Annotated in this window: 14 protein-coding genes and 1 tRNA gene; 5 read left to right on the top strand and 10 right to left on the bottom strand. The window is 70.0% G+C overall.

Annotated elements, in window-relative coordinates:
• The first annotated feature begins 11 nt into the window (after nt 1-11).
• Nucleotides 12-2780: an ATP-binding protein gene (locus tag ACQ5SO_RS14150; protein WP_430942262.1), complete on the top strand. Its 2769-nt coding sequence runs from the start codon at nt 12-14 to the stop codon at nt 2778-2780.
• Between the two features lie 94 nt (nt 2781-2874).
• On the opposite strand, the gene mtnA is transcribed toward ACQ5SO_RS14150, so the two are convergent.
• The 7 genes from mtnA to ACQ5SO_RS14115 form a co-directional block, all read right to left on the bottom strand.
• Nucleotides 2875-3972 (bottom strand): S-methyl-5-thioribose-1-phosphate isomerase, encoded by a 1098-nt coding sequence (gene mtnA / locus ACQ5SO_RS14145; protein ID WP_430942261.1) that lies wholly within the window; start codon nt 3970-3972, stop codon nt 2875-2877.
• 133 nt (nt 3973-4105) lie between these two features.
• Nucleotides 4106-6523, bottom strand: a complete 2418-nt coding sequence (gene lon, locus ACQ5SO_RS14140) for an endopeptidase La (RefSeq protein ID WP_430942260.1) — start codon at nt 6521-6523, stop codon at nt 4106-4108.
• A gap of 275 nt (nt 6524-6798) precedes the next feature.
• Nucleotides 6799-8070, bottom strand: a complete 1272-nt coding sequence (gene clpX, locus ACQ5SO_RS14135) for an ATP-dependent Clp protease ATP-binding subunit ClpX (RefSeq protein ID WP_430942259.1) — start codon at nt 8068-8070, stop codon at nt 6799-6801.
• A gap of 307 nt (nt 8071-8377) precedes the next feature.
• Nucleotides 8378-9007: an ATP-dependent Clp protease proteolytic subunit gene (locus ACQ5SO_RS14130; protein WP_430942258.1), complete on the bottom strand. Its 630-nt coding sequence runs from the start codon at nt 9005-9007 to the stop codon at nt 8378-8380.
• 399 nt (nt 9008-9406) lie between these two features.
• On the bottom strand, nt 9407-10765 hold the full coding sequence (tig, locus tag ACQ5SO_RS14125) for a trigger factor (protein WP_430942257.1): 1359 nt from the start codon (nt 10763-10765) through the stop codon (nt 9407-9409).
• Between the two features lie 49 nt (nt 10766-10814).
• Nucleotides 10815-10899: transfer RNA gene (locus ACQ5SO_RS14120), tRNA-Leu, on the bottom strand.
• A gap of 231 nt (nt 10900-11130) precedes the next feature.
• A complete protein-coding gene (locus tag ACQ5SO_RS14115; RefSeq protein WP_430942256.1) occupies nt 11131-12687 on the bottom strand; it encodes an NAD(P)H-hydrate dehydratase in 1557 nt (518 codons plus the stop codon).
• A 217-nt stretch (nt 12688-12904) separates the two neighbouring features.
• Between ACQ5SO_RS14115 and ACQ5SO_RS14110 the strand changes: the two genes are divergently transcribed.
• Together ACQ5SO_RS14110 and glnA are read left to right on the top strand one after the other, a co-directional pair.
• The gene (locus ACQ5SO_RS14110) at nt 12905-13243 is read left to right on the top strand and encodes a P-II family nitrogen regulator (RefSeq protein WP_430942255.1); all 339 of its coding nucleotides are present in this window, start codon (nt 12905-12907) and stop codon (nt 13241-13243) included.
• A 105-nt stretch (nt 13244-13348) separates the two neighbouring features.
• Nucleotides 13349-14758: a type I glutamate--ammonia ligase gene (glnA, locus tag ACQ5SO_RS14105; protein ID WP_430942254.1), complete on the top strand. Its 1410-nt coding sequence runs from the start codon at nt 13349-13351 to the stop codon at nt 14756-14758.
• 891 nt (nt 14759-15649) lie between these two features.
• Here glnA and ACQ5SO_RS14100 read toward each other — a convergent pair.
• Complete coding sequence (locus ACQ5SO_RS14100; protein ID WP_430942253.1) at nt 15650-16387, bottom strand: gamma-glutamyl-gamma-aminobutyrate hydrolase family protein; 738 nt, start codon at nt 16385-16387, stop codon at nt 15650-15652.
• Nucleotides 16388-16535: 148 nt separating this feature from the next.
• Between ACQ5SO_RS14100 and ACQ5SO_RS14095 the strand changes: the two genes are divergently transcribed.
• The gene (locus tag ACQ5SO_RS14095; protein ID WP_430942252.1) at nt 16536-16775 is read left to right on the top strand and encodes a YdcH family protein; all 240 of its coding nucleotides are present in this window, start codon (nt 16536-16538) and stop codon (nt 16773-16775) included.
• A gap of 695 nt (nt 16776-17470) precedes the next feature.
• On the opposite strand, the gene ACQ5SO_RS14090 is transcribed toward ACQ5SO_RS14095, so the two are convergent.
• Nucleotides 17471-17902 (bottom strand): GlcG/HbpS family heme-binding protein, encoded by a 432-nt coding sequence (locus ACQ5SO_RS14090; RefSeq protein WP_430942251.1) that lies wholly within the window; start codon nt 17900-17902, stop codon nt 17471-17473.
• 42 nt (nt 17903-17944) lie between these two features.
• The gene (locus ACQ5SO_RS14085) at nt 17945-20104 is read right to left on the bottom strand and encodes a malate synthase G (RefSeq protein ID WP_430942250.1); all 2160 of its coding nucleotides are present in this window, start codon (nt 20102-20104) and stop codon (nt 17945-17947) included.
• A gap of 212 nt (nt 20105-20316) precedes the next feature.
• On the opposite strand from ACQ5SO_RS14085, the gene pepN reads away from it, so the two are divergent.
• Nucleotides 20317-22884: an aminopeptidase N gene (pepN, locus tag ACQ5SO_RS14080; RefSeq protein ID WP_430942249.1), complete on the top strand. Its 2568-nt coding sequence runs from the start codon at nt 20317-20319 to the stop codon at nt 22882-22884.
• Nucleotides 22885-23174: the final 290 nt, after the last annotated feature.

The raw sequence follows: 23174 nt of genomic DNA, 5'->3' as shown, positions 1-23174 counted from the left end.
CGGGGCCGGGAATGTCCTGGGGCGGACGACAGGCGGGGCGTCCCCGCGCAGGCTGGAAAAGCTGGGCGAGCTCGGCCCTCGCGCCCGCGGCGCTGTTCGCCGCGGCGCTCGCCGTCGCGTTGCTGGCGACGGAGCTGAACCGGCGGCTCGACGTCATCCGCAGCGCCCCGGCCGACGACGTGCGCTGGACGCTGCTGCAGCTCGAGGTCGACGTGATCGCCCTGCAATCGGCCTCGGCCGAGGCGGTGGCGGCGGCCGCCCGCGCCCGCGCCGACGCCGCCGAGATCCGCCGCCCCGCGGACCTGGAGACGCTGGCCGAGGCGCCGCAGGTGCCCCAGGCCCTGGCCCAGCTGCGCGGCCGCTTCGACATCCTCTGGAGCCGCGCGGACGTCCTGACCAAGGGCCGCGCCTTCGAGGAGATCCGCAAGGTCGAGAACGTGCATGGCGCGCTCTCGACCATCCGCGGCTTCCTGACCGACATGGTGGTGCACGTGGACGGCGACGACGCGCGGCTGCTCGGCGCGCTCGACGACCTGCATGCCCGCGCGCAGGAGCTGCGCCCCGCCGCCCGCGCCGCCTCGGTCGAGGGGGTCGCCTTCTTCGCCGGGTTCTCGGACCAGCGGCGCGAGGATTTCTCGGACCTTCTGCGCACCACCGGCCTCGCCGCGCTGGGGCTGATCGTGGCCCTGGCCGCCGCCCTGGCCGGGCTGCGCCGGCAGCTGCGCATCTCGGCCGAGCAGGGGCGCGAGGCGGCCGAGACCCGGCGCCGCTTCGCCTCGGCGATCAACGCCTCGCTCGACGCCATCGTGGTGGCCGACGCCTCGGGGCGGATCATGGTCTGGAACCACGCGGCCGAGCAGGTGTTCGGCTATTCGCGCTCCACCGCCGTGGGCGCGAACATGGACGAGCTGATCGTGCCCGCCAACCTGCGCGCCTTCCACCGCCGCGGGATCGAGCGTTACGTGAAGACGGGCGAGCGGCGGCTGATCGGCGCCGGGCGGCAGGAGACGCGGGCCCTGCGCGCCGACGGCTCCGAGGCCCCGGTGGAGATCTCGGTGGCCGCCGCGCATGGCGATGACGGGCCGATCTTCATCAGCTACATCCGCGACATCTCCGAACGGATCGAGGCCGACCGCGCCCTGATGCGCGCGCGCGACGAGGCGATGGCCGCCGACAAGGCCAAGTCCGAGTTCATCGCGGTGATGAGCCACGAGATGCGCACGCCCCTGAACGGCGTGCTCGGCACCCTCGACCTGATGGCGCGCACCGCGCTGACCCCGGTGCAGGACCGGTACCTGAAGACCGCCGTCGCCTCTGGCGAGATCCTGCTGCGCCACGTCAACGACGTGCTCGACATCGCCCGGATCGAGGCGAAGCGCTTCGCGCCCGAACCCGCGCCCTTCCTGCCCGAGGAGCTGCTGGACTCGGTCGCCCTGGTCAGCCGCCCGCTGGTCGAGGGCGGCGGCAACCGCTTCCGCGTGGTGACCGACCTGCCCCCGGGCGCGCTGGTCGGCGACGCGCGGCGGATCCAGCAGGTGCTGATCAACCTGCTGGGCAACGCCGCCAAGTTCACCCGCGGCGGAGAGGTCGCGCTGGAAGCCCACGCGCTCGAACACAGCCGCGACTCGGCCCTGGTGGAATTCGCCGTGCGCGACGACGGCCCCGGCGTGTCCGAGGCCGACCAGGCCCGGATCTTCGACGATTTCGTCACCCTCGACGCTTCCTATGACCGCAAGAGCGGGGGGACCGGCCTCGGCCTGGGCATCTGCCGCCGCCTGATCGAGGCGCTGGGCGGCGAGATCGGCGTCGACAGCCGCCCCGAGGAAGGGGCGCGCTTCTGGATCCGGCTCGACATGGGCCGCGCCTCGGCCGACGCCGCCGTGCCGCTGACCGACGCGCCCGAGCTGGACGCGCCCGGGGGCGCGCCGACCCATGCCGGCGGGCTGCGGGTGCTGGTGGTCGAGGACAACGAGACCAACCGCTTCGTCGCCAACGAGATGCTGAGCGCGCATGGCCACCACGTCTCGCTGGCCGAGGACGGCAAGGCCGGGGTCGAGGCGGCGCAGGAGGCGCGCTACGACCTGATCCTGATGGACATCTCCATGCCCGGCATGGACGGCGTGGCCGCGACCCGCGCGATCCGCGCCCGCGGCGGCCCCTCGGCCGCCGCGCCGATCGTTGGGCTGACCGCCCATGCCCTGCCCGAGGAGCAGGAGCGCTTCCGCGCCGCCGGCATGGACGGCTGCCTGACCAAGCCGCTGCGCATGACCACGCTGGTCAGCGCGCTGGACGGGATGGGCCTGACCCCCGGCGTCCCCGCCCCCGCCCCGGAAGCGGAGGAGGAGGCGGAGCTCGCGGCCTGGGAGGAGGACGAGGACGACGAGGACATGCTCGACCCCGAGGTCCTCGCCGACCTGTCGACCGCGCTGGACGGGCCGGACCTGGCGCAGCTTCTGCGCCGCGCCGCCGCCGACCTGGCCGAGGGCGCGGCCGAGGTGCGGCGCCTGGAGCAGGCGGGCGACGTGATCAATTTCTGCCCCACCGCGCATCGCGTGGCCGGGGCGGCGGCGCTGGTCGGGGGCAAGCGGCTGCACGCCGTGCTCGCCGCCGCCGAGGCCGCCTGCAAGCGCGAGGACCCGGAGACGGCGCGCCGGGCGCTCGAGTGCCTCGAGGAGGTGGTGGCCGCGACCCTGCCCGTGCTGGACGAGATCGCCGCCGGGGCCGAGGCCCAGGCCGAGGCGGAGGCCGCCGCCCCCCCGCCCCCCCGCCAGGCCGGCTGAGCGGCCCGGCGCAAGGCGCCGCGGCGGAGGGCGCCGCGGGGCGCTGCGCCGGGGCGAGGCCCCGGGCGGACGGCGCAGCCCCGCGGCGCCGCTTTCAGCCCGCCCGCTCGGGGAAGGCCGCGGCCAGCGCCTCTTTCGTCGCCGCCACCAGGCCGCGCTCGGTCGCAAGGCCGGTGACCAGCCGCGCCGGGGTCACGTCGAAGCCGTGGTTGCGCGCGGGCGCCCCCTCGGGGGTGATGCGCACCGTCGTCTCCACGCCCTCCGGGGTGACGCCGGGGATGTGGGTCACCTCCTCGGGCGCGCGCTCCTCGATCGGGATCTCGTCGCCCGAGGCGAGGGTGAAGTCGATGGTCGGCGAGGGCAGGCAGACATAGAACGGCACGCCATTGTCCGCCGCCGCCAGCGCCTTCAGGTAGGTGCCGATCTTGTTGCACACGTCGCCATTGGCGGTGGTGCGGTCGGTGCCGACGAAGCAGATGTCCACCTCGCCCCGGCGCATCAGGTGGCCGCCGGAATTGTCCGGGATCACCGCGTGCGGGACGCCGTGGCGCCCCAGCTCCCACGCCGTCAGCGCGGCGCCCTGCAGGCGGGGGCGGGTCTCGTCCACCCAGACATGCAGCGGAATGCCCGCGTCATGCGCCATGTAGATCGGCGCCGTGGCGGTGCCCCAGTCGACGGTGGCGAGCCAGCCGGCGTTGCAATGGGTGAGGATGTTGACCGGCGCGCCGCCTTTCGCCTCGGCGATGGCCTCGATCAGCGGCAGCGCGGCCCGGCCGATGGCCTGGTTGATCTCCACGTCCTCGTCGCAGAGCGCGGCGGCCTCGGCCCAGGCGATCTCCGCCCGGTCCCCCGGGGCCGCCCTGGCCAGCTTCGCGCGCATCCGCTCCAGCGCCCACATCAGGTTGATGGCGGTGGGGCGGGTGGCGCCGAGCTGCTCGACCGCCGCCGCAAGCGCCGCGTCCGAGGGATCGCGCGCCATCTCCAGCGCCACGCCATAGGCGGCGGTGGCGCCGATCAGCGGCGCGCCGCGCACCAGCATGGCGCGGATCGCGTGCGCGGCCTGGCCGATATCCATCAGCCGCACCGTGGTCAGCCGATGCGGCAGGCGGGTCTGGTCGATGATCTCCACCCCCTGCCCCGGGCCGTCGCCCGCGGGCCAGATGGTGCGCATGGGAACGCCGTCCACTTTCACCGGAATGCTCCTTGCAGCCTGCGCCGCCTGGCCGCGACATGCGGGGGGGCGGCGAAAGAAACCCCGCCCCCGGGGCGTCCGGGGGCGGGGCGTTTATCCTGGACATGGGCCGGGGCCTTGCAAGCCCAAGCGGTCAATGCGCGCGCAGCGAGGCCTTGGCGCCCTCGGCTTCCGCGGACGCGGCGGCCGCGGCGGCCTCCGCCTCCTCGTCCCACTCGATGGGCTCGGGCGTGCCGGTCAGGGCCACCTTCAGCACCTCCGCCACGGTCTTGACGGGCACGATCTCCAGCCCCTCCTTCACGTTGTCGGGGATGTCGCGCAGGTCCTTCACGTTCTCATCGGGGATGATCACGGTCTTGATGCCGCCGCGATGGGCCGCGAGCATCTTCTCCTTGAGGCCGCCGATGGGCAGCACGTTGCCGCGCAGCGTCACCTCGCCCGTCATCGCCACGTCCTTGCGCACGGGGATGTCGGTCAGGACCGAGACGATCGAGGTCACCATGGCGATGCCGGCCGAGGGCCCGTCCTTGGGGGTCGCGCCCTCGGGGACGTGGACGTGGATGTCGATCTTCTCGAACACCGGCGGCTTCACGCCGAGCTCGGGCGATTTCGAGCGCACGTAGCTCGAGGCCGCCTCGATCGATTCCTTCATCACGTCGCCCAGCTTGCCGGTGGTCTTCATCCGGCCCTTGCCCGGCAGCTTCAGCGCCTCGATGGACAGCAGGTCGCCCCCGACCTCGGTCCAGGCGAGGCCGGTGGTGACGCCGACCTGGTCGGTCTCCTCCGCCAGCCCGTACTTGAACCGCGGCGCGCCGAGGTAATCCTCGAGCTTCGCCTCGTCCACGGTGACCTTCTCCAGCCCGTCCTTGACGATCTCGGTGATCGCCTTGCGGCACAGCTTGGCCAGCTCGCGCTCCAGGTTCCGCACGCCCGCCTCGCGGGTGTAGCGGCGCACGATGGTCTGCAGCGCCTCGGGCGTCAGCTCGAACTCGCCCTTCTTCAGGCCATGCGCCTTCTCCTGCTTGGGCAGCAGGTGACGGCGCGCGATCTCGGCCTTCTCATCCTCGGTGTAGCCGGAGATCGCGATGATCTCCATGCGGTCCAGCAGCGGCCGGGGCATGTTGTAGCTGTTGGCCGTGGTGAAGAAGAGGACGTTGCTGAGGTCGTACTCGACCTCGAGATAGTGGTCCGCGAAGGTCGCGTTCTGCTCGGGGTCCAGAACTTCAAGCATCGCCGAGGCGGGATCGCCGCGGAAATCCTGGCCCATCTTGTCGATTTCATCGAGCAGGACGAGCGGGTTGATCGTCTTGGCCTTCTTCATCGACTGGATGATCTTGCCGGGCATGGAGCCGATATAGGTCCGGCGGTGGCCGCGGATCTCCGCCTCGTCCCGGACGCCGCCGAGCGAGATGCGGATGAACTCACGCCCCGTCGCCTTGGCGACCGACTTGCCGAGCGAGGTCTTGCCGACGCCCGGCGGGCCGACGAGGCAGATGATCGGCCCCTTCAGCTTCGACGAGCGCGCCTGCACCGCGAGGTATTCGACGATGCGTTCCTTGACCTTCTCGAGCCCGAAATGGTCGTCGTCGAGCACCTTCTGCGCGAGGTTCAGGTCCTTCTTGACGCGCGACCGCTTCGACCACGGGATCGCGGTGATCCAGTCGAGATAGTTGCGCACCACCGTCGCCTCGGCCGACATCGGGGCCATCTGGCGCAGTTTCTTGAGCTCCTGGATCGCCTTGTCGCGCGCGTCTTTGGGAAGCTTCGCCTTGGCGATCTTCTCCTCGTATTCCGCGCTCTCGTCCCGGCCGTCCTCGCCTTCGCCAAGTTCACGCTGAATGGCCTTCATCTGCTCATTCAGGTAATACTCGCGCTGCGTCTTCTCCATCTGGGTCTTGACGCGGGACTTGATCTTCTTCTCGACGTTGAGGACCGAGATCTCGCCCTGCATCAGGGCGTAGATCCGCTCCAGCCGCGTCTCGACCGACAGGGTCTCGAGCAGCGACTGCTTCTCGTCGAGCTTGACGCCGAGATGCCCGGCGATGGCGTCGGCCAGGCGCGCCGGGTCCTCGATGTCCGCGATGGCGCTCAGCGCATCATCCGAGACGTTCTTGTTGAGGTTCACGTAGCGCTCGAACTCGTCGCCGATCGAGCGGGTCAGCGCCTCGACCGCCGCCGGGTCGCCCAGCTCTTCCTCGAGCAGCTCGGCCGTCGCTTCGAAATACTCGTCCTCGCGCGTCCACTCGGTGATGCGCGCGCGGCCGGCGCCCTTGACCAGCACCTTCACGGTACCGTCGGGGAGTTTGAGCAGCTGCAGCACGTCGGCGATCACGCCCACGGCGTGCACGTCCTCGGGGCCCGGATCGTCGAGGCCCGGGTCCTTCTGGCTGGCCAGCATGATCTGGCGGTCGGTGTTCATCACCTCTTCGAGCGCGCGCACGGACTTGTCGCGCCCGACGAAGAGGGGCACGGCCATGTGCGGGAACACCACGATGTCGCGCAGCGGCAGGACCGGGAGGGTCGGCCGGGCGGAGGTGTCGGCGTCGGTCATAAGCAATTCCCTTTCAGCAAGGCCCCATGCCCCCTTTCAGGCGGGCGGCGCGGGGCCTCCACGGGGTGTCGGTTCCCATCAACTTGTACCCCGGACCGGCGGGTTTCAAGGCCGCGCGCCTGCTCCCTTGGTCCAGATTTTGCGCCCGACCCCGCGCGGCGCCCGAAATGTCGGCCCGGGCGGCCGACGGGCGGGGCGCGGAATCGAACGGGGCGGCGCAGCCTGGGCCGCGCCGCCCCGGATCATGGGCGCAAGCGTGTCTCGCGCGCGGCGGATCAGGAGGCGCTGGCCCCCGCCTCCTCGCGCTTCTGCTCGGCATAGATCAGCAGCGGCTTGGCGTCGCCGAGCACGGCGTCGTCCTTGACCACGACCTCCTGGATCGACTCGTCGCCCGGCAGCTCGAACATGGTGTCGAGCAGCACGTTCTCGAGGATCGAGCGCAGGCCGCGGGCGCCGGTCTTGCGCTCGATCGCCTTCTGCGCCACGGCCTTCAGCGCCTCGTCGGTGAAGGTCAGCTTCACCTCCTCCATGTCGAAGAGGCGGGCGTACTGCTTGACCAGGGCGTTCTTCGGCTCGGTCAGGATGGTCACCAGCGCGTCCTCGTCGAGGTCGCGCAGCGTGGCGACCACGGGCAGACGGCCGACGAATTCCGGGATCAGGCCGAATTTCAGCAGGTCCTCGGGCTCCAGCGCCTCCAGCAGGTCGCCGATGCCGCGGTCGTCTTCATGCTTCACGTCGGCGCCGAAGCCGATGGCCGACCCCTTGCCGCGCTGGGCGATGATGCGGTCGAGCCCGGCGAAGGCGCCGCCGCAGATGAAGAGGATGTTGGTGGTGTCGACCTGCAGGAATTCCTGCTGCGGATGCTTGCGCCCGCCCTGCGGCGGCACGGAGGCGACGGTGCCTTCCATGATCTTCAGCAGCGCCTGCTGCACGCCCTCGCCCGACACGTCGCGGGTGATCGAGGGGTTGTCCGACTTGCGGCTGATCTTGTCGACCTCGTCGATATAGACGATGCCGCGCTGCGCCCGCTCGACATTGTAGTCGGCGGCCTGGAGCAGCTTGAGGATGATGTTCTCGACATCCTCGCCGACATAGCCCGCCTCGGTCAGCGTGGTGGCGTCGGCCATGGTGAAGGGCACGTCGAGGATGCGGGCGAGCGTCTGCGCGAGCAGCGTCTTGCCGCAGCCGGTCGGGCCGATCAGCAGGATGTTGGATTTGGCCAGCTCCACGTCCGTCTGCTTGGCGGCGTGGTTCAGGCGCTTGTAGTGGTTGTGCACGGCCACCGAGAGCACGCGCTTCGCGCGCGCCTGCCCGATGACGTAATCGTCGAGCACGCCGCAAATCTCCTGCGGGGTCGGCACGCCGTCGGAGGACTTCACCAGCGAGGACTTCGTCTCCTCCCGGATGATGTCCATGCACAGCTCGACGCACTCATCGCAGATGAACACGGTGGGGCCCGCGATCAGCTTGCGCACCTCGTGCTGGCTCTTCCCGCAGAAAGAGCAGTAGAGGGTGTTCTTGCTGTCCGATCCGGTCGTTTTGGTCATTCGCGTCTCCCGCCGCGGCAGGGCATGGGGGGTCACTATTGGACGAGAGGTCTTAACGAACCCTTCCGTCCGCGCGACCCGAATCCGCCGCATGTGTCAATCGTAGGCTCCACAGCGGCGGGTGCAAGTCGCATCTGGCGTCGCGGAGCCTGCGCGCCCCCAACCTTTGAAGGGGGCCGCGCGCTGCGGCAAGGGGCCTCGGCGGGGATTCACCCTGATCGCCTTCGGCCGGGAAAAGGACGAGGGGGCGGCCGCAGCCGGCGCCCCCTCGCGTCATCGTCGTGGCCTTGCGCCGAGGGGCGGCGCGTCAGCTGTCGCCGTCGGTCGGAACCCGGTGGGACACGATCTCGTCGATCAGGCCCCAGTCCTTCGCGGTCTGCGGCGACATGAAGTTGTCGCGCTCCAGCGCCGCCTCGACGGTGTCGTAGTCCTGGCCGGTATGCGTCACGTAGATCTCGTTCAGGCGCTTCTTCAGCGCCTCCGTCTCGCGCGCGTGGATCAGGATGTCGGTGGCCTGGCCCTGGTAGCCGCCCGAGGGCTGGTGGACCATGATGCGGGAGTTCGGCAGCGAGTAGCGCTGGCCCTTGGCGCCCGCGGTCAGCAGCAGCGAGCCCATGGAGGCGGCCTGGCCGACGCAGAGCGTGGCGACGTCGGGGCGGATGTACTGCATCGTGTCGTAGATCGACAGGCCCGAGGTGACGACGCCGCCCGGGCTGTTGATGTACATGAAGATTTCTTTCTTCGGGTTCTCGGCCTCGAGGAACAGCAGCTGCGCCACGATCAGGGTGGACATGCCGTCATGGACGGGGCCGGAGACGAAGATGATCCGCTCCTTCAGGAGGCGGGAGAAGATGTCGTAGGCGCGCTCGCCCCGCGCGGTCTGTTCGACGACCATCGGGACGAGGGTGTTCATGTAGTGCTCGACGGGATCGTGCATGGCGTGCGCCTCTTCTTCGCGCCCGCGCCGCGGTCTGGGCCGGGTCGCGGATATTCTGGTCGGCCGCCGGGGCGGCCCCTGTCGGGTCGGGGCGTCCCTGCCCCGGTCGGAGGCGGGACGGGATGTCCTTCCGGGGCCCGCGAACGGGTCCGTCCCCAAATGAGTAGGGCTTCCCGTCAGGGGCTTCAAGGGACCGCGCGCAAGACGGGGCGGCGACGCGGGCGCGCGCGGCCCCGGGACGCGGGGGGCCGTAAACCCGGCGGCAACCATTCGCCCCCCGTCCCGCGCGCGCCGAGTCGCACACGCAAACGTGAGGCCTTCGAACGCGAACCGCCCGCCGCGCGGGGGCGCGGCGGGCGGCGATGTCTGCCTGCGGGCCCGGGGGCCCGCGGCGCCGGATCAGGCGTCGGCGGTCTCGCCCTCGGCGGCCTTCGAGTCCTCGTCCAGGGCCTCGAGGCGCTTCTGCAGCTCGTCCTTGGTGATGGTCTCGTCGGTCATGTCCACCAGCTCGAGGATGTAGTCGACGACCTTCTCCTCGAACAGCGGGGCGCGGAACTGCTGCAGCGCCTGCGGGTTGTTCTGGATGAACTCGAAGAACTGGCGCTCCTGGCCCGGGTACTTGCGGGCCTCGGCGAAGACGGCCTGCTGCAGCTCCTGCTCGGAGACCTCGATCTCCTGCTTCTGGCCGATCTCGGCCAGCAGCAGGCCAAGGCGCACGCGGCGCTCGGCGAGCGAGTTGTGCTCGTCGGTCGGCTCGATCTCCGGGTGGTCATGGCCGTGCACGTCCGGGTTCTCGTCGTGCCACAGCTGGTGGGCGATCTGCTTCGCCTCCATCTCGACCAGGGTCGGGGGCAGGTCGAACTTGACCGCCGCGTCGATGGCGTCGAGCAGGTCGCGCTTGATCAGGGTGCGCGCGGCGCCCTTGTACTCGGCCTCGAGGCGCTCGGTGACCTGCTTCTTCAGGTCCTCGAGGTTCTCGGCGCCGAATTTCTGCGCCAGCTCGTCGTCGATCTCGGCCTTGGCCGGGGCCTTCACGCCCTTCACGGTGACCGAGAAGACCGCGTCCTTGCCCGCGAGGTGCTCCGCGCCGTACTCGGCCGGGAAGGTCACGTTCACGTCCTTCTCGTCACCCGTCGACACGCCGACCAGCTGGTCCTCGAAGCCCGGGATGAAGGAGTTGGAGCCGAGCTCGAGCGGGTAGTCCTCGGCCGAGCCGCCCTCGAAGGCCTCGCCGTCCACTTTGCCGACGAAGTCGATCACGACCTGGTCGCCGGTCTCGGCGGCGCCGTCCTTGTCGGCGAAGGTCTTGGCGTTCTCGGCCAGGTTGCCCAGCGCCTCGTTCACGTCCTCATCGGCCACGGCGGCGACGGGGCGGGTCAGCTTGATCGCCGCGAAGTCGGCCTCGGGCACGTCGGGGAGCTTCTCGTAGGAGACCTCGACCACCAGGTCCTGGCCTTCCTTGAAGTCCTCGTTGGCGATCTTCACGTCGGGCTGCAGCGCCGGGCGGTCGCCGGTCTGCTCGAAATGCGCGCGCACGGCGCCGTCGACCGACTCCTGCAGCACTTCGCCCAGCAGCGACTGGCCGAACATCTTGCGCAGCAGCGGCAGCGGGGCCTTGCCCTTGCGGAAGCCCTTCATCTGCACGTCGGCGCGCGCGGCCTCGAGCTTCTCGGTCATCTTGGCTTCCAGCGCGTCCGCCGGCAGCGTCATGGTGTAGCCGCGCTTGAGGCCGTCGGAAGTGGTTTCGGTGACCTGCATGCTCATCCTCGCGTCGTCATATGTCCCGATGTGGCCACGGGCTTGATGGTGGTGCGGGCGAAGGGACTCGAACCCCCACGCCTTGCGGCACGAGAACCTAAATCTCGCGTGTCTACCAGTTCCACCACGCCCGCATGGCCGGGCCCGGAGCTGTCCGAACCGCGATCGCGGGACGGTTTCCGGGCCGGAATTCGCGCGCTTCCTAGCAGGGCGGACGCGAGGGCGCGAGTCGAAAAATGCACGGTCAGGGGGGCGGATTCGCAAAAATCCGCCCGCCCCGGCGCGACGGGGCCGGAACGGCGCGCGGATGCTGCGGCGCAGCGCGCCCCGCCCGCCCCTGCGCCGCCCCGGCCCGCCCCGCGTCGTCAGCGGGCGAGGACGCGCGGGATCATCTCGGGCAGGTCCTCGGCCACCAGGCCGGGGCCGAAGGCGCGCGCCGCCTCGGCATGGAGCCATGCGCCCCGGCAGGCCGCGTCATGGGGCGCCGCGCCGCGCGCCAGCAACGCGGCGATGATCCCGGCCAGAACGTCCCCCGCCCCCGCGGTCCCCAGCCAGGGCGCGGCGCGCTCATAGGTGGCGGCATGGACCGAGGCCCGGGTCGCGTCGCCCCCGCGGTGAGTCGCCACCACCGTGTCCGGGCCCTTGAGCAGCACCGTGCAGCCCGCCCGCCGCGCCGCCGCCCGCGCCGCGTCCACGCGGCTGAAGGCCGGGCCCGCGTCGGGCGCGGCCTCGTAACGCTCGGCGATGTCGGGGAAGAGGCGCCGGAACTCGCCCCAGTGCGGGGTCAGCACGCAGCCGGGATGCAGCAGGTCGAACAAAGCCCCCGGCCCGTCGCGCCAGGCGGTCAGCGCGTCGGCGTCCACCACGGCGGCCCGCCCGGCCTTCAGCGCCACCGCGGCCAGCGCCTTCAGCCGCGCCTTGGCGTCGCCGGTGGCCCCGAGACCCATGCCGAGGGCGATGGCGTTGATCCGCGGATCCTCGAGGATCTCCGACAGGTCCTCGGCGTCCTTGCAGCGGCGCAGCATCACCGCGTCGAGCCGCGACGCGTTCTCGATCAACGCGGAAGGCGGCGGCGCGACGGTCACCAGCCCCGCCCCGGTGCGCAAGGCCGCGCGGGCGGCGAGGCGCGCCGCCCCCCCCTTGCCCACGCCCCCCGCCAGCACCAGCGCGTGACCGTGGTCGTACTTGTGCTGGTGGGGCAGCTTGGCGAAGGCGGCGGGCAGCAGCGGGTCCTCCGCCGCCGACAGCACGCCGTCCTCCTCCGGCGGCGGGGCGGCGAGGCCGATATCCGCCACCGCCAGCGCGCCGCAGACGGCCGGCCCCTCGGCCAGGTGATGCCCGAGCTTCGGCCCGTGGAAGCTGACCGCCAGGTCCGCCCGCAGCGCGAGCCCGCCCAGCGCCCGCCCCGAGTCGGCGCAAAGCCCCGAGGGAATGTCGACCGAAAGGACGAAGGGCCGGGCGCCGGGGCCGATGGCGTTCAGCGCCTCGACCAGCGCCGCCGCCTCGCCCGACAGCGGCCGCCCGAGCCCGGTGCCGAACAGCGCGTCGATCACCGCGGTGCGCGCCATGCTCCCGTGCGAGATCTCTCGCAGCGCCCCCCGCGCGGCGCCGAGCGGGACCGCGACGCCCCCGCCTTCGACCCAGGCCGCCCGGTTGGCGGCGGCGTCGGGGGCGGCGGGCGAGTCGGTCATCTCGAACACCTCCGTCATCACGCCCCGCGCGGCCAGCATCCGCGCCGCCGCATAGCCGTCGCCGCCATTGTTCCCCGGCCCGCACAGCACCAGCGCGCGGGCGATTCCCGCCGGGACCTGCGCCGCGACGCCGGCCGCCGCGCGCTCCATCAATTCAAGGCCCGAGACGGCGCCGGACTCGATCTCCGCGCCCTCGATCGCGCGCATCCGCGCCGCGCTCAGAAGCTCCATTCGCGCCTCTCCTTTCATCCATCACGCGCCCTGATTTTGAGCATGCTGCACAAAAAACAGGCTATAATCCGGGAATCGACGACGCCGATCGTCGCCCCCGATGCGGCCACCATTGAAATGCCACGGGCGGCGTGTTTGGCATACACCCTGCAAGGACAGACGCAGGCCGCCCCCACGGGCGCGAGCCGCGCACAGACACGACGGGAGCCGACCGCTCATGAAGAAGATCGAGGCCATCATCAAGCCGTTCAAGCTCGACGAGGTGAAGGAGGCCCTGCAGGAACTGGGCGTCCAGGGCCTGAGCGTGATCGAGGCCAAGGGGTTCGGGCGCCAGAAGGGTCATACCGAGCTCTACCGCGGCGCCGAATACGTCGTGGACTTCCTGCCGAAGATGAAGATCGAGGTGGTCATCGACGACGACCAGGTCGAGGGCGCGGTCGAGGCCATCGTCGGCGCCGCTCGCACCGGCAAGATCGGCGACGGCAAGATCTTCGTGACCAATGTCGAGCAGGCGATCCGCATCCGCACCGGCGAGGACGGCCCCGAGGCGCTCTGACGCCTTCCCCGTTCCCGCCTGAACCCACAAGGTCCTGACCGCGCCGCGCCGGACGGGACCCGCCGCCAGAGAAGCGCGCGCACACCTACCAGAGAGGACAGCCGAATGAGCGATTTCGCATCCGTGCTCAAACTGATGAAAGACGAAGAGGTCGAGTACCTGGACCTGCGCTTCGTCGACCCCCGTGGCCGCCTGCAGCACGTCACCGTCATCGCCGACATCGTCGATGAGGACTTCTTCGAGGACGGCTTCATGTTCGACGGCTCGTCGATCGCCGGCTGGAAGTCGATCGACAAGTCGGACATGAAGCTGGTCTTCGATCCGGAATCGGTCTACCTGGACCCGTTCTACGCGGACAAGACGCTCTGCATCCACTGCTCGGTGGTCGAGCCCGACACCGGCGAGCTCTATGACCGCGACCCGCGCGGCACCGCGATCAAGGCCGAGGCTTACCTGAAGTCCTCCGGCATCGGCGACGCGTCGTTCTGGGGCCCCGAGGCCGAGTTCTTCCTGTTCGACAACGTCAAGTTCTCGAACACCATGAACAAGGTGTCCTTCGAGGTCGACGCGGCCGACGCCGCGTGGAACACCGACGCCGACTTCGAGATGGGCAACATGGGCCATCGTCCGGGCGTCAAGGGCGGCTACTTCCCGGTCAACCCGACCGACGCGGCCCAGGACCTGCGCGCCGAGATGCTCTCGACCATGAAGCGCATCGGCATGAAGGTCGACAAGCACCACCACGAGGTGGCGTCCTGCCAGCACGAGCTGGGCATGATCTTCGGCACGCTGACCGAGCAGGCCGACAACCTGCTGAAGTACAAGTACATCATCCACAACGTCGCGCATGCCTACGGCAAGTCGGCCACCTTCATGCCCAAGCCGATCGCCGGCGACAACGGCACCGGCATGCACGTGAACCAGTCGATCTACAAGGACGGCAAGCCGCTGTTCGCGGGCGGCAAATACGCCGACCTGTCGGATGAGGCGCTGTGGTACATCGGCGGCATCCTGAAGCACGCCAAGTCGCTGAACGCCTTCACCAACCCGTCGACCAACTCCTACAAGCGCCTGATCCCGGGCTTCGAGGCCCCCGTGCTCCTCGCCTACTCGGCGTCGAACCGCTCCGCCTCGATCCGCATCCCGTGGACCGACTCGCCCAAAGCCAAGCGCGTCGAGACCCGCTTCCCGGATCCGGCGGCGAACCCCTACCTGGCGTTCTCGGCCCTGCTGATGGCCGGCCTCGACGGCATCGAGAACAAGATCGATCCGGGCGAAGCGGCCGACAAGGACCTCTACGACCTGCCCCCCGAGGAGCTGGCCGGCATCCCCACCGTCTGCGGCTCGCTGCGCGAGGCCCTGCAGGCGCTGGAGGCCGACCACGAGTACCTCCTGAAGGGCGGCGTGTTCACGAAGGGCCAGCTCGAGGGCTACATGGAGCTCAAGTGGGAAGAAGTGTACGCGTTCGAACACGCGCCGCACCCGGTCGAGTACCAGATGTACTACTCCTGCTGATTTTCAGCGGACGCGTGGAAATTGGGAAGGGCGGCCGAGAGGCCGCCCTTTCTTTCTAGGTCTAGGTGCTTTGCCACTATGGCTTTGCGACGGGCCTTAACTCGAACTGGCTTCGCCGTCCGCATCCCCTACAGGCCCAGCCCCGAGCATCCGCCACTTCATCCAACCAGATAGTCGCGACTTCCGTGCAATCGCTATGCGCGCACTCAAAATGCATGAAGTGGGCAAAAAGCTGGTCGCCTCCCTCGTCAGCAGACCATTTGAGCGTGTATGGAGCGTGACAGCGATCACAGAACACTGAAAACTCACCGCTTCCAGCAATCGGCCGCTTGAAGCGGTTAAGGTGACCGCAGCGCGCGCAATCTCGCTCGTAAACCGATACTGCGACCAGCCCCCAGTTGGGCGACAACAGCACGGCATCTGCCACGGACAGGGCATCTTCAACATACTGACGGATGCTCTCGAGATTTACTGGCTTTAGCGCCCGTCGCCCCGTCGCGCGCTCTGGTGGAGGTACGTGCAAGATTGAACCAAAGCGGTCGTAGGTCTTTTTGAGGTCATTCAGAACCAACGCACGCTCCTCGAAGACGTGTGTTGCCGATCTGGTGCGTAGTCTCATTGTTGCACCTGAGCCTCCCAACGCAGGCGACAGGTCCATTAGAGCTCGCAGGACACGACGTGGCTGCCAATCCGGTATTTGCTCCAAATCCGGAAGCGCGTCGTATGCCGTTGCTAGCCGCTGGCTTGCCATCGCTTCGAGGGCCATCCGCGCATATAGCGCCGCTAAGAGGTGATCAGGTTCATCGCCCTGCGCGAGACATGCGCGCGCCCTTGACACGGCCTCCCGTGCTTGTTGGCGGTACGCGCCTGCCAGCTCCTCAAACGCTCGCCTCACCCCCGCGCCGCCTCCCCGAACGCCCCATAAATCTTCACGCTCACCGGGTCCCGGTCCGCGTTCCACTCGCAGTGCCACTGCACGCCCATCGCAAAACCCTTCGCGCCCGCGATCACCAGCGCCTCCGCCGTGCCGTCCTCGGCCCGGCCCTCGATCCGCACCCGGTCCCCGGCGTCGATCACCCCCTGGCCGTGGAGCGTGTTGGTCATGATCTCCGTCGCGCCCATCAGCTTCGCGAACGCCCCGCCCTCGGACAGGATCACCTTGTGGCGGATGGCGAATTTCTCCTCGAGCGTGCCGTCGGGGGGCATGCGGTGGTTCATGCGGCCCGGAAGCTCGCGGATCTCGGGGTGGAGCGTGCTGCCATAGGCCACCGCCATCTCCTGGAAGCCGCGGCAGATGCCCAGCACCGGCTTGCCCGCGTCCACCGCGCCGCGGATCACCTCCAGCGCCACCGCGTCGCGGTCGAGGTTGAAGGGCCCGTGGGCCTCCGTCTCCTCGTGGCCATAGAAGGACGGGTGCACGTTGGGCCGCCCGCCGGTGAACACGAAGCCGTCGAAGGCGCTCACCAGCTCGGCGGCATCGGCGATCCCGGGCAGCGCCGCGAACATCACCGGCAGGCAGTCCGCCGCCTCGGCCACCGCCCGCATGTTGGTCTCGCCCACCGCCTGCACGGGGTACTGGTCGTTGATGAGCGAGGCGTTGCCGATCACGGCGATGACGGGGCGATGCATGAGCGTGGCGGCCTTTCATGTACGTGGCGGCGCAGCATAAATCCGGAGCGCGGCCGGGTGCAAACCCGGATCCGTTTCGCGCTTGATCCATCTCAAGGACCGGGCGCGAGTCGGGGCGTATTGCTGTCAGGCAAACAGGAGGAAACCCATGTCCCACACCCCGCACGCGCTCGCCGACCAGCTGCCCGACCAGGCCGAGGCCATCTCCGCCCGCAAGCAGTCCGATCCGCATTTCGCGCGCCTCGCCGATGAATATCACGAGCTGAACCGTGAGATTCACCGCGGCGAGACCAATGTCGAACCGATGGACGACATGCACCTGGAGGAGCTGAAGAAGAAGCGGCTGGCGCTGCTCGACCAGATCAAGGGCATGCTCGAGGCCGCCTGAGGTCGACAGCCCCCTTCGCCGCCCGCGCCCACTCGCCCCCCTGCGGGGCGCGGGCGAGGGCGGCGACAGGCCCGCCGCCCCGATGTTTCCCCAGGGGGTCGGGCGGGCCTCTTCCGCGGCCGGATCCGCGCAGTGCATCGGTCTCCCTGCCGGCGCCCTGCGCGGCCCGGCCGCACTACGTTTCGGGGCGGCCCCGGCGCACCGGAGAGACCCCGTGTCCACCATCGTCCACGTCCCTGCAGCGCGGATACGCAGCCGCTCGGGGTGTTCTCGGAGCCGCGCCGCGCGGTCGACCACGCCGTCGCGCGCGGGATCAGCGCCGGCGTCGCCGATTATCGCCTCGATGTCGGCAATATAGAGCGGCACGCCGAGGACGGCATCCGCCTGCCCAGGGCGCAGACCGGCGGCCCGTCCTGGATCGAACGCTTCGCGTCGGAACACGCGCGAATGGTCGAGATCGACGCCGAAGAAGACCGCGTGATCTGTTGGCGGATGCCCGGCCTGACCGGCAGCGCAGGCTTCACCTTCGATGGGCGCGCCGCTATGGGTCCGCGACTGACGCCCCCCGCCCCCAGAAACGCCCACCTGAAACGACAGCGCCCGCGCGCCGGTCCTGCGGCGCGCGGGCGGGTGGGTGGGGCGCCGCCGCGGGGGCGGCGCGCGGGCGCGGGCGACGTACCGTCCCCCGCCTGGCCTCAGCCGGTGACGCCGGCCAGGCCCGCGGCCTCGATCCCGGCGACGCAGGCCGCCTCGTCATTGTCCGAGGAATCCCCCGAGATGCCGACCGCGCCGATCACCGCGCCGCCCGCATCCTTGACCAGCACGCCGCCCGGCACCGGCACCAGCTTGCCGTCGAAGGCGGCGCCCGCGGCGGCGATGAAATAAGCCTGCTGTTCCGCCCGGTTCATCAGCGCGCGAGAGCCCATGCCCAGCATCACCGCGCCATAAGCCTTGCCCGACGCGATCTGGAACCGGCCCGGGGAGGCGCCGTCCTGCCGCTCATACGCCACCAGGTGGCCGCCCGCGTCCAGCACCGCCACGGCCAGCGGGTTCATCCCCGCCTCGGCGCCCTTGGCCAGCGCGCCGTCGATGATCTTGCGGGCCTCGCCCTGGGAAATGTTCGACATCTCTCGTCTCCTTGTCTCGGTCCTGCGAAGGCGCCGGGCCGCTCAGGCCGCTTTCGCCTTCAGCGCCAGGCGGTGCTTGTGCAGCAGCGGCTCGGTATAGCCCGAGGGCTGCGCATGCCCCTCCATCACCAGCGCCACGGCGGCCTTGAACGCCTCGCCGTCGAAACCGGGCGCCATGGGGGTGTAGGCGGCGTCCCCGGCGTTCTGGCGGTCGACCACGGCGGCCATCTTCTTCATGACCTCCATGACCTGTTCCTCGGTCACCACGTCATGATGCAGCCAGTTCGCCATGTGCTGCGAGGAGATGCGGCAGGTCGCGCGGTCCTCCATCAGGCCCACGTCGTTGATGTCCGGCACCTTGGAACAACCGACGCCCTGGTCCACCCAGCGCACGACATAGCCCAGGATCCCCTGCGCGTTGTTCTCCAGCTCGGCCTGGATCTCGTCTTCGGACCAGTTCGCCCCGCGCGCCAGCGGCACGGTCAGGATGTCGTCCAGCGAGGCGCGGCGCCCGCCCGCGACCAGCTCGGCCTGCCGGGCCAGCACGTCGACCTTGTGGTAATGCGTGGCGTGCAGCGTCGCCGCGGTCGGCGAGGGCACCCAGGCGCAGTTGGCGCCCGATTTCGGGTGGCCGATCTTCGCCTCGAGCATGTCCGCCATCAGGTCCGGCATCGCCCACATGCCCTTGCCGATCTGCGCCTTGCCCTGAAGGCCGCAGGCGAGCCCGGTGTCGACGTTCCAGTCCTCATAGGCCGAGATCCAGGGCTGGGCCTTCATGTCCGCCTTGCGGATCATCGGCCCCGCCTCCATCGAGGTGTGGATTTCATCGCCCGTGCGGTCGAGGAAGCCGGTGTTGATGAACACCACCCGCGATTTCGCCGCCCGGATGCATTCCTTGAGGTTCACCGTCGTCCGGCGCTCCTCGTCCATGATGCCCATCTTGACGGTGTTGCGCTTCAGGCCCAGCGCGTCCTCGACCTTGTCGAAGACGGCCGAGACATGCGCGACCTCTTCCGGCCCGTGCATCTTGGGGTTCACGGTGTAGATCGAGCCGGCGCGCGAGTTCGCCCCCCGCCCCGGCGCGCCCTTGTCATGCATGGCGCAGAGGACGGTGATCATGGCGTCGAGCTGCTCTTCCTGGATCTCGCGCCCCTCCTGGTCCAGCACCGCGGGGTTGGTCATCAGCAGGCCCACGTTGCGCGCCAGCATCAGCGCGCGGCCATGCAGCGCGATCTCGCCCTCTGCCGTCATGCAGGTGCGGTCGGCGTTGAGGGTGCGGGTGAAGGTCTTGCCGCCCTTCTCCACGCTCTCCGCCAGGTCGCCCTTCATCAGGCCGAGCCAGTTGCGATAGGCCAGCACCTTGTCCTCCGCATCCACCGCGGCGACGGAGTCCTCGAAATCCATGATCGCCGAGACGGCGGATTCCAGCACCACGTCCGCGACCCCCGCCGGGTCGTCGCGGCCGATCGGGCTTTCGCGGTTCACCACGATGATCGCGTGCAGGCCGTTGTTCTTCAGCACGATCTCGGACGGGGAGCCCGCATCGCCGTTCCAGCCCACGAAGCGGGTCGGATCGGCCAGACCGGTCTCGCCGCCCTCGCGGTCGATGCAGAACAGCACGCCGCCGCGGACCTCGTAGCGCTTGATGTCGGCATGCGAGCCCCCGGCCAGCGGCGCCGCCGCATCGAGGAAGCCCTTGGCCCACTGGATCACCTTCGCGCCATGCTCGGGCGAATAGCCGCCCGCGGGGGCCTGCCCCAGGGCGTCGGTGCCGTAGAGCGCGTCATAGAGCGAGCCCCAGCGCGCATTGGCGGCGTTGAGCGCGTAGCGCGCGTTCATCACCGGCACCACCAGCTGCGGCCCGGGCAGCGTGGCGATCTCGGGGTCCACATCGGCGGTCTCGACGCTGAAATCGGGGCCTTCCGGCAGCAGGTAGCCGATCTCCTCCAGGTGCGCGCGATAAGCGGCGGCGTCCCAGTCCTTGTCCCGGTTCTCCCGGTGCCAGGCGTCGAGATCGGCCTGGATCTCGTCCCGCTTCGCCAGCAGCGCGCGGTTCTTCGGCCCCATCTCGGCCGCGAGGCCCGCAAGCCCCGCCCAGAAGGCGTCCGAGGACACGCCGGTCCCCGGCAGCGCCTCGGTTTCGATGAAAGCGTGCAGCTCGCGCGCGACCTGAAGGCCGGCGACCTCGATGCGGTCGGTCATGGGGCGCCCCTCGTGGCTATGGGTGTGCTTTGGGAAAACGGCCCGCGCGCGGCGCGGCGGACCCTTTCGCTTGGTCTCGAACATAGGGCGCGGGGCGGCAGGCTCCATCAAAATGATTTTCGTTTTCACAAGATGGAAATCGCCCGACGCCTTGCGCAATGATCGAACGGGGATAAGTTCCCGGTAACCGAAAATGACGCAGGACTGCCCGCATGCGCACCGACACCGCCCGCACCGTCAAACTCGCCGAGTACACGCCCCCCGCCTGGATCGCGGAGACGGTGCGGCTGGAGTTCGACCTGGCCCCGACGGCGACCCGCGTGCTGGCGCGCATCCGCTTCCGCAAGGGGACGGGCGGCAAGCTGCGCCTGGACGGCGAGGCGCTGGCGCTCAAATCGGCCTTCGTGGACGGCGAGGACGTGCGCAAGCGGCTGGAGATCGACGGCGAGGGGCTGACCCTGTCCGGCCCCCTGCCCGACGAATTCACCTGGGAGGCCGAGGTCGAGATCGCGCCCGAGGGGAACACCGCGCTCGAAGGCCTGTACCTTTCGAACGGCATGTACTGCACCCAGTGCGAGGCCGAGGGCTTCCGCAAGATCACCTATTTCCCCGACCGCCCCGACGTGATGGCCACCTACGAGGTGCGGATCGAGGCGCCGAAATCCCTGCCCGTGCTGCTCTCGAACGGGGAGAAGATCGACGAGGGCGCGCTTGAAGGCGACCGCCATTTCGCCGAGTGGCGGGACCCCTGGCCCAAGCCCTCTTACCTGTTCGCGCTGGTGGCAGGCGATCTCGTCTCCCATGACGACCAGTTCGTGACCGAGAGCGGCCGCGAGGTGGAGCTGAAGATCTTCGTGCGCCCCGGCGACGAGGACCGCTGCGCCTATGCCATGGACGCGCTGAAACGCTCGATGCGCTGGGATGAGCGGGTGTATGGCCGCGAATACGACCTCTCGATCTTCATGATCGTCGCCGTCGACGACTTCAACATGGGCGCGATGGAGAACAAGGGGCTGAACATCTTCAACTCCAAATACGTTCTCGCATCGCCCGAGACCGCGACCGACCGCGACTACGCACTGATCGAGGGGATCATCGCGCACGAATATTTCCACAACTGGACCGGCAACCGCATCACCTGCCGCGACTGGTTCCAGCTGTGCCTGAAGGAAGGGCTGACGGTTTACCGCGACCAGCAGTTCAGCGCCGACGCGCGCTCCCACGCCGTGCAGCGGATCGAGGACGTCGCCCAGCTGCGCGCCCGCCAGTTCCGTGAGGATGCGGGGCCGCTCGCGCACCCGGTCCGGCCCGAAGAATATATCGAGATCAACAACTTCTATACCGCCACGGTCTATGAGAAGGGGGCCGAGGTGATCGGCATGCTCCGCCGCCTCATCGGCCATGACGAGTACCGCAAGGGCGTCGAGCTCTACTTCAACCGCCATGACGGCCAGGCCTGCACGATCGAGGATTGGCTCGGCGCCTTCCAGGACAGCACCGGGCGCGACCTGTCGCAGTTCGCGCTGTGGTACAGCCAGGCGGGCACGCCGAAGCTGACCGCGACCTCCGCCTGGGATGCGGAAGCGGGCGAGTACAGCCTGACCCTGCGCCAGGACATCCCCGCGACCCCGGGCCAGGACGTGAAGATGCCCATGGTCATCCCCGTCGCCTACGGCCTGCTGGGGTCCGAGGGGCAGGAGCTGGTCCCGCCGGGGCTCCTCGTGCTCGACAAGACCGAGGAGACCTTCACCTTCCGCCTGCCGGAGGAACCCGTCCCCTCGCTGCTGCGCGAATTCTCCGCCCCCGTGATCCTCGAGCGGGAAACGTCGGAGGCGGAGCGCGTGTTCCTGCTGGCCAACGACACCGACGCCTTCAACAAGTGGGAGGCGGGCCGCGCCTGCGCCCGCGCCGCGCTGATGGAGGGGGCCGACCCGGCCGCCTATCTCGACGCGCTCGCCGCCGCGGTGACGGATGACCGCCAGGACCCGGCCTTCCGCGCGCTGCTGCTCGGCTTCCCCTCGGACGAGGAAATGGCCGCCGCGACCCATGCCGCGGGCAAGCCGGTGGATCCCGACGCGATCCACGCGGCGGGCGAGGCGCTGCGCGAGGCCGCGGCCGAACGGCTCGAGGCGCCGCTGCGCGATCTCTACGCGGCGATGGAGGTGACCGAAGCCTATTCCCCGGATGCCGAGCAGGCGGGCCGCCGCGCCCTGCGCGCCGCCGCGCTGCGCCTGCTGGTGCGCCGTCCGGGCGGGGCCGACCTTGCGCGCGCCGCCGCCGCCTCCGGCCCGCTGTCGGAACAGCTTCCGGCGCTGACCGCGCTGGCGCATTCGGGGGCCGAGGGGGCCGACGCGGCGATGGAAGCGTTCCGCGCCGCCTGGGCCCATGACCCGCTGGTGACCGACAAGTGGCTGATGATCCACGCGATGTCGCCGCAGCCGGATGCGCTGGACAAGGTGAAGGCCATCGCGGGGTCCGATGACTTCCCCTGGCGCAACCCCAACCGCTTCCGCTCGCTGATCGGCGCCTTCGCCGCGGGCAACCCGGTGCGCTTCCACGACGCCTCGGGCGCGGGCTACCGGTTCTTCGCCGACTGGGTGCTGAAGATGGACGGGGTGAACCCGCAGACCGCCGCGCGCACCGCCGGCGCGTTCGAGACCTGGCGGCGCTACGACGTCAAGCGCCAGGGCCTGGTGGCGGCCGAGCTGGACCGGATCCTCGCCGCCCCGCGGCTGAGCAAGGATCTCGGGGAGATCGTCGGGCGCATCCGCAAGGCTTGAGCCGCTTGCGGCGGCGGCCCCTGCGCCCCCGCCCGGGGGGAGGGATCGCCGCCGCCCGCGGCGCCCCCGCCGGGGGCCGTGCCGGGCCACGTCCCGCGGACGCGGGGGGGGAAAGAGGGCCGCCGCGGCCATCCCCCTTCGCCCGGACGGGGGCGTCCATGGTCGGGCCCGGCCGGGCGGATGATCCGGGCGACGACAGGCGGCGACGACACGCGGCGACGACACGCGGCAGCCACAGGGCGGCGGCGACAGGGCGGGACGGAAGCAGGCGCGGACGGGGCAGGCGCGGA

The organism is Rhodovulum sp. DZ06 (assembly GCF_050586345.1).
Lineage (GTDB): Bacteria > Pseudomonadota > Alphaproteobacteria > Rhodobacterales > Rhodobacteraceae > JBOCEF01.
The sequence above is the reverse complement of the archived record's forward strand: the minus strand, read 5'-3'. Positions and strand labels throughout refer to the sequence as shown.